The organism is Streptomyces sp. NPDC051214, from assembly GCF_040682375.1.
Lineage (GTDB): Bacteria > Actinomycetota > Actinomycetes > Streptomycetales > Streptomycetaceae > Streptomyces.
The window spans coordinates 240,657-254,133 of sequence record NZ_JBFBAT010000010.1; the positions used below are offsets into that span (position 1 = coordinate 240,657).

Sequence of the window (13,477 nt, forward strand, 5' to 3'; positions counted from 1 at the left end):
CTTACTTCTCCTTCTTGGCGCCGTAGCGGCTGCGGGCCTGCTTGCGGTTCTTGACACCCTGGGTGTCAAGGGAGCCGCGGATGATCTTGTAACGAACACCAGGCAGGTCCTTCACACGGCCACCACGCACGAGCACGATGGAGTGCTCCTGCAGGTTGTGTCCCTCACCCGGAATGTAAGCGGTGACTTCGATCCCGCTGGTCAGACGCACACGCGCGACCTTACGCAGGGCCGAGTTCGGCTTCTTCGGGGTGGTCGTGAACACACGCGTGCAGACGCCACGGCGCTGGGGCGAACCCTCGAGTGCGGGCGTCTTGTTCTTCTCGACCTTGTCCTGCCGGCCCTTCCGGACCAGCTGCTGGATCGTAGGCACTACTTCTCCGGTTTCTGTGTGCCGAATGGTAAAGCTAACCTGGAACGTCGCCGACCCACGCGGTCGGGTGTGTCGAATACTGCAGACTCCCGCCGCAAGGCGGAAAGGAGCGCAGATTACGGTGGCCGTTCTCGAACTCGCACAGCGGCTGAAGACACGCGCACGAGCCCAGGCACACCCCAGGCACAAGGTCTGAGCGTACCTACCTCATCGGCTCTGGTCAAAACAAATGCCCACGCGGGGGACACACCCGGCTGCAACATACGACACAGGGCGGCCACTCCGCGAGGAGTGACCGCCCTGTGAGCGCCTGTGGGGCCTTTGTACGCCCCGAAAGGGACGTACTACCGCCTACTGGTTGTAAGGCCCGTAGTCGTAGTCCTCCAGCGGCACAGCCTGACCCGAGCCCGTCCCGAAGGGCGAGTAGTCGATGTCGTCGTAGCCGACTGCCGAGTACATCGCGGCCTTGGCCTCTTCGGTCGGCTCGACCCGGATGTTGCGGTAGCGGGAGAGACCCGTACCGGCCGGGATGAGCTTACCGATGATGACGTTCTCCTTGAGGCCGATCAGGGAGTCGGACTTGGCGTTGATCGCCGCGTCCGTCAGGACCCTGGTCGTCTCCTGGAAGGAAGCCGCGGACAGCCACGACTCCGTCGCAAGGGAGGCCTTGGTGATACCCATCAGCTGCGGACGGCCGGAGGCCGGGTGGCCGCCTTCCGTGACCACACGACGGTTCTCGGTCTCGAACTTCGAGCGCTCGACGAGCTCGCCCGGCAGCAGCTCCGCGTCGCCGGACTCGATGATCGTCACGCGGCGCAGCATCTGCCGGATGATGATCTCGATGTGCTTGTCGTGGATCGACACGCCCTGGCTGTTGTAGACCTTCTGGACTTCGCCGACCAGGTGGACCTGGACCGCGCGCTGACCGAGGATCCGCAGCACGTCGTGCGGGTTGGTGGCACCGAAGGTGAGCTTCTGGCCCACCTCGACGTGGTCACCCTCACGCACGAGGACCTTGGCGCGCTTCGAGATCGGGAAGGGAGTCTCGTCGCTGCCGTCGTCCGGCGTGACGACGATCTTCTTGGTCTTCTCGGTCTCCTCGATACGGATGCGGCCTGCCGCCTCCGAGATCGGGGCGACACCCTTGGGCGTACGAGCCTCGAAGAGCTCGACGACACGGGGCAGACCCTGGGTGATGTCGTCACCGGCCACACCACCGGTGTGGAACGTACGCATCGTCAGCTGCGTGCCGGGCTCACCGATGGACTGGGCGGCGATGATGCCGACCGCCTCACCGATGTCGACCAGCTTGCCGGTGGCGAGCGAACGGCCGTAGCAGAAGGCACAGGTGCCGACCGCGGACTCACAGGTCAGGACCGAGCGGGTCTTGACCTCCTCGACGCCGTTGGCGACCAGGGCGTCGATGAGGACGTCACCGAGGTCGACGTTGGCCGGCGCGATGACCTTGCCGTCGATGACGACGTCCTCGGCCAGCATGCGGGCGTACACCGAGGTCTCGACGTTCTCCGTCTTGCGGAGCACACCGTCCTCGCCCTTGACCGCGATCTTGAGCTTCAGACCGCGCTCGGTGCCACAGTCCTCCTCGCGAATGATGACGTCCTGAGAGACGTCGACCAGACGACGGGTGAGGTAACCGGAGTCAGCGGTACGGAGAGCCGTGTCCGCCAGACCCTTACGAGCACCGTGCGTGGAGATGAAGTACTCGAGCACCGACAGGCCTTCACGGAAGGAGGCCTTAATCGGACGCGGGATCGTCTCGTTCTTCGCGTTCGACACCAGACCACGCATACCGGCGATCTGACGCATCTGCATCATGTTTCCTCGGGCACCCGAGTCAACCATCATGAAGATGGGGTTCGTCTTCGGGAAGTTCGCGTTCATCGCCTCGGCAACCTCGTTGGTCGCCTTGGTCCAGATCGCGATGAGCTCCTGCGTGCGCTCGTCCTTGGTGATCAGACCGCGCTCGTACTGCTTCTGGACCTTCTCGTCCTGCGCCTCGTAGCCCGCGACGATCGCCTTCTTGGCCTCGGGGACCACGACGTCGGAGATGGCCACGGTGACACCGGAACGGGTCGCCCAGAAGAAGCCCGCCGCCTTCAGGTTGTCGAGCGTCGCCGCCACGATGACCTTGGGGTAGCGCTCGGCCAGGTCGTTGACGATCTCGGAGAGCTGCTTCTTGCCCACCGAGTAGTCGACGAACGGGTAGTCCTCGGGCAGCAGCTCGTTGAAGAGCGCGCGGCCCAGGGTCGTCCGCAGCCGGAAGCTGTCGCCCTGCTGGTACTCCTGCTCGCCGTCCTCGACGGCCGGCGGGGTCCAGCCGCGCGGCGGGATGGTGCCCACCGGGAAGCGGATGTCGACCTTCGCCTGGAGCGAGAGCTCCTTGGCGTCGAACGCCATGGTCGCCTCGGCGGAGGAACCGAACGAACGGCCCTCACCGATGACCTTGCGCTCTTCCTCGTCCGTCGTGAGGAAGAAGAGACCGAGAACCATGTCCTGGGTCGGCATGGTGACGGGACGGCCGTCTGCCGGCTTCAGGATGTTGTTCGAGGACAGCATCAGGATGCGGGCCTCGGCCTGCGCCTCCGCGGAGAGCGGCAGGTGCACGGCCATCTGGTCACCGTCGAAGTCCGCGTTGAACGCGGTGCAGACGAGCGGGTGGATCTGAATGGCCTTGCCCTCGACCAGCTGCGGCTCGAAGGCCTGGATGCCGAGGCGGTGCAGCGTGGGCGCACGGTTCAGGAGAACCGGGTGCTCCGCGATGACCTCTTCCAGGACGTCGTACACGACCGTGCGGCCGCGCTCGACCATGCGCTTGGCGCTCTTGATGTTCTGCGCGTGGTTCAGGTCGACCAGGCGCTTCATCACGAACGGCTTGAAGAGCTCCAGTGCCATGGCCTTCGGCAGACCACACTGGTGCAGCTTCAGCTGCGGGCCGACGACGATCACGGAACGCGCGGAGTAGTCCACACGCTTGCCGAGAAGGTTCTGACGGAATCGACCCTGCTTGCCCTTGAGCATGTCGGAGAGCGACTTCAGCGGACGGTTGCCGGGGCCCGTGACCGGGCGACCACGACGGCCGTTGTCGAAGAGCGCGTCGACGGCCTCCTGGAGCATGCGCTTCTCGTTGTTCACGATGATCTCGGGCGCACCGAGGTCGAGAAGCCGCTTCAGGCGGTTGTTGCGGTTGATCACGCGGCGGTACAGGTCGTTCAGGTCGGAGGTCGCGAAGCGGCCACCGTCCAGCTGCACCATCGGACGCAGGTCCGGCGGGATGACCGGCACGCAGTCGAGCACCATGCCCTTGGGGCTGTTGCTGGTCTGCAGGAACGCGGAGACGACCTTGAGGCGCTTGAGCGCACGGGTCTTCTTCTGGCCCTTGCCGGTACGGATGATCTCGCGAAGCCGCTCGGCTTCCTCATCCAGGTCGAACGACTCAAGGCGCTTCTGCAGTGCAGCGGCACCCATCGAACCGTCGAAGTACGTGCCGAAGCGGTCACGCAGCTCGCGGTAGAGCAGCTCGTCACCCTCCAGGTCCTGGACCTTGAGGTTCTTGAAGCGGTTCCAGACCTCGTCGAGACGGTCGATCTCGCGCTGCGCACGGTCACGCAGCTGCTTCATCTCGCGCTCGGCACCTTCGCGCACCTTGCGGCGTACGTCGGCCTTGGCGCCCTCGGCCTCGAGCTCGGCCAGGTCGGTCTCGAGCTTCTTGGCGCGGGCCTCCAGGTCGGAGTCGCGACGGTTCTCGACCTGCTGACGCTCCACGGAGACGTGCGCCTCCAGGGAGGGCAGGTCACGCGTACGGCGCTCCTCGTCCACGAACGTGATCATGTACGCCGCGAAGTAGATGACCTTCTCGAGGTCCTTCGGGGCGAGATCAAGCAGGTAGCCGAGGCGCGACGGGACGCCCTTGAAGTACCAGATGTGCGTGACAGGCGCGGCCAGCTCAATGTGGCCCATCCGCTCACGACGCACCTTGGCGCGAGTGACCTCGACGCCGCAGCGCTCGCAGATGATGCCCTTGAAGCGGACACGCTTGTACTTGCCGCAGTAGCACTCCCAGTCCCGGGTCGGACCGAAGATCTTCTCGCAGAAGAGTCCGTCCTTTTCGGGCTTGAGCGTGCGGTAGTTGATGGTCTCCGGCTTCTTGACCTCGCCGTGGGACCACTGTCGGATGTCGTCCGCGGTGGCAAGGCCGATCCGCAGCTCGTCGAAGAAGTTGACGTCGAGCACTTTGTCGTCAATCCCTCTTTCGGGGTCGAGTCTCAATCATGGTCTGAACGGGTCCGGGGAGAGCCGGCCGGACACGAGGTCCGGCCGGCCAACCCGTCAGACCTCTTCGACGCTGCTCGGCTCGCGCCGGGACAGGTCGATACCGAGCTCTTCCGCCGCGCGGAAGACGTCCTCGTCGGTGTCGCGCATCTCGATGGACATGCCGTCCGAGGACAGCACCTCCACGTTGAGGCAGAGCGACTGCATTTCCTTGATGAGCACCTTGAAGGACTCGGGAATGCCGGGCTCGGGGATGTTCTCGCCCTTGACGATGGCCTCGTAGACCTTCACGCGGCCGGTCACGTCGTCGGACTTGATCGTCAGCAACTCCTGGAGGGCGTATGCGGCGCCATATGCCTCGAGCGCCCACACCTCCATCTCACCGAAGCGCTGACCACCGAACTGGGCCTTACCACCCAGCGGCTGCTGGGTGATCATGGAGTACGGACCGGTCGAGCGGGCGTGGAGCTTGTCGTCGACCAGGTGGTGCAGCTTGAGGATGTACATGTACCCGATCGAGATCGGGTCCGGGAACGGCTCGCCGGAGCGACCGTCGAACAGCCGCGCCTTGCCGGACGGGAGGACCATGCGGTCGCCGTCGCGGTTCGGGACGGTGTGCTCGAGGAGGCCGGTCAGCTCGTCCTCGCGGGCGCCGTCGAAGACCGGAGTCGCGACGTTCGTCCGCGGGGCGACCTGGTCGGCGCCGATGCGCTGCAGGCTCTGCGCCCACTCCTCGCTGAGACCGGAGACGTCCCAGCCTTGGCTGGCGAGCCAGCCGAGGTGGATCTCCAGGACCTGACCCGGGTTCATTCGGGACGGGACACCCAGCGGGTTGAGGATGATGTCGACGGGCGTGCCGTCCTCGAGGAAGGGCATGTCCTCGATCGGAAGGATCTTGGAGATGACGCCCTTGTTGCCGTGACGACCGGCGAGCTTGTCACCGTCCGTGATCTTGCGCTTCTGCGCCACGTAGACACGAACCAGCTGGTTCACGCCCGGCGGCAGCTCGTCGCCCTCTTCACGGTCGAAGACGCGTACGCCGATGACCTTGCCGATCTCACCGTGCGGCACCTTCAGCGAGGTGTCGCGCACCTCGCGCGCCTTCTCACCGAAGATCGCGCGGAGCAGGCGCTCTTCCGGCGTCAGCTCGGTCTCACCCTTGGGCGTGACCTTGCCGACGAGGATGTCGCCTGCGACGACCTCGGCACCGATACGGATGATGCCGCGCTCGTCGAGGTCGGCAAGGACCTCTTCGGAGACGTTCGGGATGTCCCGGGTGATCTCCTCCGGGCCCAGCTTGGTGTCACGGGCGTCGACCTCGTGCTCCTCGATGTGGATCGAGGAGAGGACGTCGTCCTGCACGAGGCGCTGCGACAGGATGATCGCGTCCTCGTAGTTGTGACCTTCCCAGGGCATGAACGCCACGAGCAGGTTCTTGCCGAGGGCCATTTCACCCTCTTCGGTCGCGGGACCGTCGGCGAGGACCTGACCCTCGATGACCCGGGCGCCCTCGTCGACGACAACCTTCTGGTTGACCGAGGTGCCCTGGTTCGAGCGCGAGAACTTGGCGATGCGGTACGTGGTGTACGTGCCGTCGTCGTTCGTGACCGTGACGTAGTCCGCGGAGACCTCCTGGACCACACCCGCCTTCTCGGCCTTGATCACGTCACCGGCGTCGACCGCACAGCGGTACTCCATGCCGGTGCCGACGAGGGGAGCCTCGGCGGTGATCAGCGGCACGGCCTGACGCATCATGTTCGCGCCCATGAGGGCACGGTTGGCGTCGTCGTGCTCGAGGAACGGGATCATCGCGGTCGCGACCGACACCATCTGGCGCGGCGAGACGTCCATGTAGTCGACGTCGTCGCCGGGGATGTAGTCGATCTCGCCGCCACGACGGCGGACGAGCACGCGCGCCTCGGTGAAGCGCATGTCCTCGCCGAGCACGGCGTTGGCCTGGGCGATGACGAAGCGGTCCTCTTCGTCGGCCGTCAGGTAGTCGACGTCGTCGGTGACGACGCCCTCGACGACCTTGCGGTACGGCGTCTCGACGAAGCCGAACGCGTTGACGCGGCCGTACGAGGCGAGCGAACCGATCAGACCGATGTTCGGGCCTTCAGGCGTCTCGATGGGGCACATGCGGCCGTAGTGAGACGGGTGAACGTCACGGACCTCGAAGCCGGCCCGCTCACGGGAGAGACCACCCGGGCCAAGCGCCGACAGACGGCGCTTGTGGGTGAGACCCGACAGCGGGTTGTTCTGGTCCATGAACTGCGACAGCTGCGAGGTGCCGAAGAATTCCTTGATCGACGCCACGACCGGGCGAATGTTGATCAGGGTCTGCGGCGTGATCGCCTCGACGTCCTGGGTCGTCATGCGCTCACGCACGACGCGCTCCATACGAGCCAGACCCGTGCGGACCTGGTTCTGGATGAGCTCGCCGACGTTGCGCAGACGACGGTTGCCGAAGTGGTCGATGTCGTCGGTCTCGACAACGATCGACGTACCGCTGTCGCCAACGGTCTCGGTCTCACCGGCGTGCAGCTTCACCAGGTACTTGATCGAGGCGATGATGTCCTCGACCGTGAGGATGCCCGCGTCGAGCGGAGCGTCCGCACCCAGCTTCTTGTTCACCTTGTAGCGGCCGACCTTCGCGAGGTCGTAGCGCTTGGGGTTGAAGTAGAGGTTCTCGAGCAGGGTCTGCGCGGCCTCACGGGTCGGCGGCTCGCCCGGACGGAGCTTGCGGTAGATGTCGAGCAGCGCGTCGTCCTGGCCCTGGGTGTGGTCCTTCTCCAGGGTGGCGCGCATGGACTCGTACTCGCCGAACTCCTCGAGGATCTGCTCGGTCGTCCAACCGAGAGCCTTGAGCAGAACGGTGACCGACTGCTTGCGCTTGCGGTCGATGCGTACACCGACCATGTCGCGCTTGTCGATTTCCATCTCCAGCCAGGCACCCCGGGACGGGATGATCTTGGCGGAGAAAATGTCCTTGTCGGACGTCTTGTCGATCGAGGAATCGAAGTAGACACCCGGCGAACGGACCAGCTGCGACACGACGACACGCTCGGTGCCGTTGATGACGAAGGTGCCCTTGTTCGTCATGAGCGGGAAATCGCCCATGAAGACCGTCTGGGACTTGATCTCGCCGGTCTCGTTGTTGGTGAACTCGGCAGTGACGAAGAGCGGGGCGGCGAACGTGAAGTCGCGCTCCTTGCACTCGTCGATGGAGTTCTTCGGAGGCTCAAAACGGTGGTCGCGGAACGTCAAGGACATCGACCCGGAGAAGTCCTCGATCGGAGAGATCTCCTCGAAGATCTCTTCCAGACCGGACTTGGTGGGGACGTCCTGTCCGCTGTCCAGAGCCGCCTCGACACGAGCCTTCCACGCTTCATTGCCGAGCAGCCAGTCAAAGCTCTCGGTCTGCAGCGCAAGAAGGTTCGGAACCTCGAGGGGCTCCTTGATCTTTGCAAAGGAAATGCGCAGCGGGGCGGTGCTTGCGCCGTTGTTCGTATTCGCGGTCGAGGCAGTGCGCGAGGCGGCCAAGAGGGGGTCCTTCCGAGGGCTCGGACTCACTACGCGCGTACCGGTCCCAGGTTGGACGCAGGGACGGAACACCCCAGGTCAGGGAAAGTCCAGTCCACTGTGCTCAAGCATGGGCATGCCCCTGGTGACGGGCAGGAGGCAGCTAACAGGCAGCGCAAAGGGTCAGTGTAGCCACTAGGCCCACTGATGTCCAGTGCGGGTTTTTGAAGACCCTCGTTGTTCTCAACCCCTGCTGCAAGCCACGCCCTCGATGCACATCGATACTGCCCTCTTCGCCGTCGATCCATGCCTCGGATGCGGATCGATGTGACGACGCGTCCTGAGAATTGCGCGCTGCGTGCAGTTCGTCAAGGCCCCCCAGCCCCGACTTGGCTCTCAGCACGTCACCGTCACGGCCGTTCCGGGGCACGACGAAGATCACCATACTCGTCGGGGCGGGCTTCGCAAGGCAGCCGTGGGGTGCGCCGGAGAACGCCGAAGGGCGACCACCCAGATGGGTGATCGCCCTTGACGCGCGCTGCCTGAAGCAGCGCCAAAAAGTCCTGCCGTTCACGCGCCCACAGGCGCGCGACAGACGACTCGCGAGGTGTTACTTGACCTCGACGGAGGCGCCGGCGGCCTTGAGGGACTCGGCAGCCTTGTCAGCGGCCTCCTTGGCGACCTTCTCGAGGACCGGCTTCGGGGTGCCGTCGACGAGGTCCTTGGCCTCCTTGAGACCCAGGGAGGTGAGCTCGCGCACGACCTTGATGACCTGGATCTTCTTCTCGCCGGCGCCGGTGAGGATGACGTCGAACTCGTCCTGCTCCTCGGCAACCTCGGCGGCGGCGGCCGGGCCGGCCGGGGCAGCGGCGACGGCCGCGGCGGCGGTGACGTCGAACTTCTCCTCGAAGGCCTTCACGAACTCGGAGAGCTCGATGAGGGTGAGCTCCTCGAACTGGGCAAGCAGGTCTTCCTGGCTGAGCTTCGCCATGATGGGCGATCCTTCCACTAATTCGGCTGGTGCCGGGTGTATATGAAGGCGGGCGTACGTTCGGCCCGCTGCGACCGTCGCCCTAACGGGCGGCGATCAATGCGCGAGCCGAATTACTCGGCACCGCCCTGCTCGGCCTTCTTGGCGCGAAGCGCTTCCGCGGTGCGGACGAACTTCGACGGCAGAGCCTGGAAGAGCTGCGCAGTCTGCGTCTGCTTGCCCTTCATGGCACCGGCCAGCTTGGCGAGCAGAACCTCGCGGGACTCGAGGTCCGCGAGCTTCTTGATCTCGTCGGCGGACAGCGCCTTGCCGTCAAGGACACCGCCCTTGATGACGAGGTTGGGGTTGTCCTTGGCGAAGTCACGAAGACCCTTCGCCGACTCCACCGGGTCACCGGTGACGAAGGCAACAGCGGTCGGACCCGCGAACAGGTCGTCCAGCTGGTTGATCCCGGCCTGGTTGGCCGCGATCTTGGTCAGCGTGTTCTTCACCACGGCGTACTCGGAGTTCTCACCGAGCGAACGGCGCAGCTGCTTGAGCTGGGCCACGGTGAGACCCCGGTACTCGGTCAGCACGGCGGCGTTCGAGCTGCGGAACTTGTCCGTGAGCTCGGCTACCGCGGCAGCCTTGTCGGGCGTCGGCATAGAGCGTCGGCCTCCTTCCGGGTGATGAGGACCGCTCAGAAGGGGCTGACAAAACAAAACGCCCCGGCGCAGGCGCCGGGGCATGAGCTCGACCTGACGGGTTACCGTCCGGGAGCACTCACTTCCACAGTCACCTACGCGGGTCGTCCGCAGTTTCAGCGGATCCTTCGGCCACCGCACACTCTTGCGAGCACACGGCAACGACCAGCGGTCTTTGGCTTCTGTGGAAGAGTACGCGAACGGGTTCGCGCCAGGCAAATCGGCTCAGAGGCCGCTGTCCGACCCCATGTCCGCACCGCTCTTCTCGAGCTCCTTGAACATCTCCATCAGGTCGAAGGTCTCGCCGGCCGGCGGAGCGGACACCTTGGCGGTGGCCCCGTAGTCCGAGAACTTCTGCGAGGTCTTCATCGTGCCCTCGGGGCTCTTGATGTCGATGTCCATGCGGACGGGGTAGTCGTCCTCGTTGACCCAGACCTCGGTGTCGTAGCCCTTGATGCCCGACTTCTCGATGCCCTTGAAGAGCTCGTCGCGCTCGCTCTTGCTGAGCAGGTCGCTCAGGCCCTTGTTCGACTCCATCATCTCCTTGACGGAGAGCCGGCCCTTGTAGCGCTGGGTCTGCACGCCGTCGACCTTGGCCGGGCCGGCGTGCTTCAGGTTCGGCGAGTCCAGGAGCATCGCGAGCTGCTGCGCCGGGTCCTGGTTCATGCTGTCCAGGCCGCCGGTCATCTGCTTGGCGAGCTTCTCGTCACCGGCCTGCTCGGCGATGGTGTTGAGGTCCATCTTCATCCAGCGCTTGCCGTCCATGTCCTTGGCGGCGACAGCCCCCATGTCCATGTACATCACGTTGTCGAGCCAGCGCATCCGGATCTCCTTGGGAGCCTCCGGGTCGCCTTCCGTGAGCGCCGAGCCCGACATCGTCATGTCCATGACGGTCGGGTCCCAGCCCATGACGCCGGACATCTTCATGTGGCCGGACGCGCCGGCCATCGACTTCGGCGCCGACATCGTCATCTCGACCTTGGCCGACTTGGCCTTCGCGGTCTTCTCGTACGCCGCCGTGATGACCTCGGTCACCTGCGACCGGGACTGGGTCTCCCCCGAGCCCGCCCCCTTGGCCTTGCCGTCGTCGGAGCCTCCGCAAGCGGCCGCACCCGTACACAGCAGCGTGGTGGCGAGCACTGCGCCCGCCATTCTCTTCACAGTCATGACCCCACCCCTAGGAACACATGATCGACACAATTCTGTGTGGTGAGACTACCCGAAGGGCGAGATCAGGCCTGCGGCTGCTGGTTCATGAGGTCCTTGAAGCTCATGGTGTCCGAGGCCGGGGGCTTCTCCACGGAGACCGGGGTGCCGTAGTCGCTGTAGTAGACCGTCTGGTTGAAGGAGCCGGTCTTCATGTCGGCCTTCTCGGTCTTCTTGACCAGCAGGTCGTCGTCGTTGACCCAGATGTCGATCGTCTCGGTGCTCATCCCCGCCTGGCTGAACTGCTTCTTCAGCTCGGCCAGTTGGGACGCGTCCAGGTCGGCGTTCTTGCCCGTCAGATCGGCGACGTCGACCTCGCCGGAGTAGTGCGTCGTCTTCGTGCCGCGCACCGTCTCCTCGCCCACGCGCTTCACGTCACCCGAGGCCAGCAGCATCTTGACCGACTGGTTCGGGGTGGTGTTCTGCATCTGGTCCTTGAAGGCGTCACCGGCGGCGCCGCCCAACTCGGCCAGCGTCTCGTAGTCGTACTCGATCCAGTGCTTGCCGCCGCCGGCCTGCGAGGCGAACTGGTCGCCCATGTTCGCGTAGAAGCCCGTCTTCAGATAGCGGTAGTCGATCTTCGACTGGCCCATCTGCTGCATCTGGTCGGCCTGGGTGCCGCCGGTGAGGGTCGCGGTGACGTTGCCGGTGATGCCGTCCGACCACGCCATGGCGCCGTCCATGTTCATCGACATCTGGGTGCCCATGACCGTCTTGCCCTCGATCTTGGCCGAGTCGGCGTCGTCGGTCTTGTCCTCGATGGAACGCAGGGCGGCTATGGGGCTGAGGGCGACGGAACCGTCCTTCTTGTCCTTCGCGTCGTCGTCGCCGCCGGAGGAGCCACAGGCCGCGACCCCGGTCAGCGCGGCGGCCACCGCGATCGACAGGCCCGCGCGTCGCATGGTCGTGCTGTTCATGACATCCCACCCCTTGCACTCGTGTGAATCCTGCACGCTAGCGCAGTCCCCCGACAGCTCCGACGGACCTGCACGCATACGAGGACGGGCCCCGCACCTCGAAAGGTTGCGGGGCCCGTCACACAGAACGCGTACGCGACGCGGCTGCCGTCAGGATCAGACGGCGGCCGGGTCCTCCTCGACGAGGAGGTTGCGGGTGCGGTTGCTGTCCAGCGGAATGCCGGGGCCCATCGTGGTGGTGAGCGCGGCCTTCTTGATGTAGCGACCCTTGGCGGCCGACGGCTTCAGACGGAGGATCTCCTCCAGCGCCGCGGCGTAGTTCTCCACCAGCTTGGTCTCGTCGAAGGAGACCTTGCCGATGATGAAGTGCAGGTTCGAGTGCTTGTCGACGCGGAACTCGATCTTGCCGCCCTTGATGTCGTTGACAGCCTTCACGACGTCGGGGGTGACGGTGCCGGTCTTCGGGTTCGGCATCAGACCACGCGGACCGAGCACGCGGCCGAGGCGGCCGACCTTGCCCATGAGGTCCGGGGTGGCGACGACGGCGTCGAAGTCCAGGCGGCCCTTCGCGACCTCGTCGATGAGCTCGTCGGCGCCGACGATGTCGGCCCCAGCGGCTTCCGCGGCCGCAGCACGGTCACCGGTCGCGAAGACCAGGACCCGGGCGGTCTTGCCGGTGCCGTGCGGGAGGTTCACGGTGCCACGGACCATCTGGTCGGCCTTGCGCGGGTCGACACCCAGGCGGAAGGCGACCTCGACGGTGCCGTCGAACTTGGTCGCGGAGGTCTCCTTGGCGAGACGGACGGCCTCGAGCGGGGCGTAGAGCTTGTCCCGGTCGATCTTGGCGTCCGCAGCGCGGAGAGTCTTGCTGCGCTTCACTTCTGCTCCTGTTGCGGTTACATCATGCGGCTCCGCCGCGTGACAGGTGTGGAGTCGTGGTACGGGCCAGCGCTTGGTCCTACCACTGAGAAAGGTCAGACGGGTGAGGCTCTCAGCCCTCGACCGTGATGCCCATGGAACGGGCGGTGCCGGCGATGATCTTCGACGCGGCGTCCAGGTCGTTGGCGTTGAGGTCTTCCATCTTGGTGGTGGCGATCTCGCGGACCTGCGCCTCGGTGATCTTGGCGACCTTGGTCTTGTGCGGCTCGCCGGAGCCCTTCTCGACACCCGCGGCCTTGAGGATCATCTTGGCGGCCGGCGGAGTCTTGGTGATGAAGGTGAAGGAGCGGTCTTCGTAGACCGTGATCTCCACCGGGATCACCCAGCCACGCTGCGACTCGGTCGCGGCGTTGTAGGCCTTGCAGAACTCCATGATGTTCACGCCGTGCTGGCCCAGCGCGGGGCCGACCGGCGGGGCCGGGTTGGCTGCGCCGGCCTGGATCTGGAGCTTGATAAGCCCCGTGACCTTCTTCTTCTTGGGAGGCATTGCTCTCTCCGGGTCCTAGTGAGAGTTTCCAGCCACCATCCAGTCATCCGGATGGAGGCATACCGCACC

At 65.2% G+C, this 13,477-nt stretch carries 9 protein-coding genes; all 9 read right to left on the minus strand.

Going from position 1 to position 13,477, the window contains the following annotated elements; all coding sequences use genetic code 11:
- Nucleotide 1 precedes the first annotated feature (1 nt).
- The 9 genes from rpsL to rplK all read right to left on the minus strand — a co-directional run bounded on the left by rpsL (nucleotide 2) and on the right by rplK (nucleotide 13,408).
- The gene (gene rpsL / locus AB0M70_RS26915) at nucleotides 2-373 is read right to left on the minus strand and encodes a 30S ribosomal protein S12 (RefSeq protein ID WP_003948652.1); all 372 of its coding nucleotides are present in this window, start codon (nucleotides 371-373) and stop codon (nucleotides 2-4) included.
- A gap of 351 nt (nucleotides 374-724) precedes the next feature.
- Nucleotides 725-4,624, minus strand: a complete 3,900-nt coding sequence (locus AB0M70_RS26920) for a DNA-directed RNA polymerase subunit beta' (RefSeq protein WP_365823553.1) — start codon at nucleotides 4,622-4,624, stop codon at nucleotides 725-727.
- A gap of 96 nt (nucleotides 4,625-4,720) precedes the next feature.
- Nucleotides 4,721-8,206, minus strand: a complete 3,486-nt coding sequence (gene rpoB / locus AB0M70_RS26925) for a DNA-directed RNA polymerase subunit beta (protein ID WP_365823555.1) — start codon at nucleotides 8,204-8,206, stop codon at nucleotides 4,721-4,723.
- A gap of 589 nt (nucleotides 8,207-8,795) precedes the next feature.
- On the minus strand, nucleotides 8,796-9,176 hold the full coding sequence (gene rplL / locus AB0M70_RS26930) for a 50S ribosomal protein L7/L12 (protein ID WP_365823557.1): 381 nt from the start codon (nucleotides 9,174-9,176) through the stop codon (nucleotides 8,796-8,798).
- A gap of 113 nt (nucleotides 9,177-9,289) precedes the next feature.
- Complete coding sequence (gene rplJ / locus AB0M70_RS26935; protein WP_363212695.1) at nucleotides 9,290-9,820, minus strand: 50S ribosomal protein L10; 531 nt, start codon at nucleotides 9,818-9,820, stop codon at nucleotides 9,290-9,292.
- Between the two features lie 264 nt (nucleotides 9,821-10,084).
- Nucleotides 10,085-11,026: a hypothetical protein gene (locus AB0M70_RS26940; RefSeq protein ID WP_365823559.1), complete on the minus strand. Its 942-nt coding sequence runs from the start codon at nucleotides 11,024-11,026 to the stop codon at nucleotides 10,085-10,087.
- Nucleotides 11,027-11,091: 65 nt separating this feature from the next.
- Nucleotides 11,092-11,982 (minus strand): hypothetical protein, encoded by an 891-nt coding sequence (locus AB0M70_RS26945; protein WP_365823561.1) that lies wholly within the window; start codon nucleotides 11,980-11,982, stop codon nucleotides 11,092-11,094.
- A 156-nt stretch (nucleotides 11,983-12,138) separates the two neighbouring features.
- Nucleotides 12,139-12,861 (minus strand): 50S ribosomal protein L1, encoded by a 723-nt coding sequence (gene rplA, locus AB0M70_RS26950; RefSeq protein WP_365823563.1) that lies wholly within the window; start codon nucleotides 12,859-12,861, stop codon nucleotides 12,139-12,141.
- A gap of 112 nt (nucleotides 12,862-12,973) precedes the next feature.
- Complete coding sequence (rplK, locus tag AB0M70_RS26955) at nucleotides 12,974-13,408, minus strand: 50S ribosomal protein L11 (RefSeq protein WP_355803871.1); 435 nt, start codon at nucleotides 13,406-13,408, stop codon at nucleotides 12,974-12,976.
- Nucleotides 13,409-13,477: the final 69 nt, after the last annotated feature.

What these genes read in the sequence shown, in the direction of transcription:
- rplL (WP_365823557.1), bottom strand. Translation starts at nt 9,176, where the DNA reads ATGGCGAAGCTCAGCCAGGAAGACCTGCTTGCCCAGTTCGAGGAGCTC.
- rplJ (WP_363212695.1), bottom strand. Translation starts at nt 9,820, where the DNA reads ATGCCGACGCCCGACAAGGCTGCCGCGGTAGCCGAGCTCACGGACAAG.
- AB0M70_RS26940 (WP_365823559.1), bottom strand. Translation starts at nt 11,026, where the DNA reads ATGACTGTGAAGAGAATGGCGGGCGCAGTGCTCGCCACCACGCTGCTG.
- AB0M70_RS26945 (WP_365823561.1), bottom strand. Translation starts at nt 11,982, where the DNA reads ATGAACAGCACGACCATGCGACGCGCGGGCCTGTCGATCGCGGTGGCC.
- rplK (WP_355803871.1), bottom strand. Translation starts at nt 13,408, where the DNA reads ATGCCTCCCAAGAAGAAGAAGGTCACGGGGCTTATCAAGCTCCAGATC.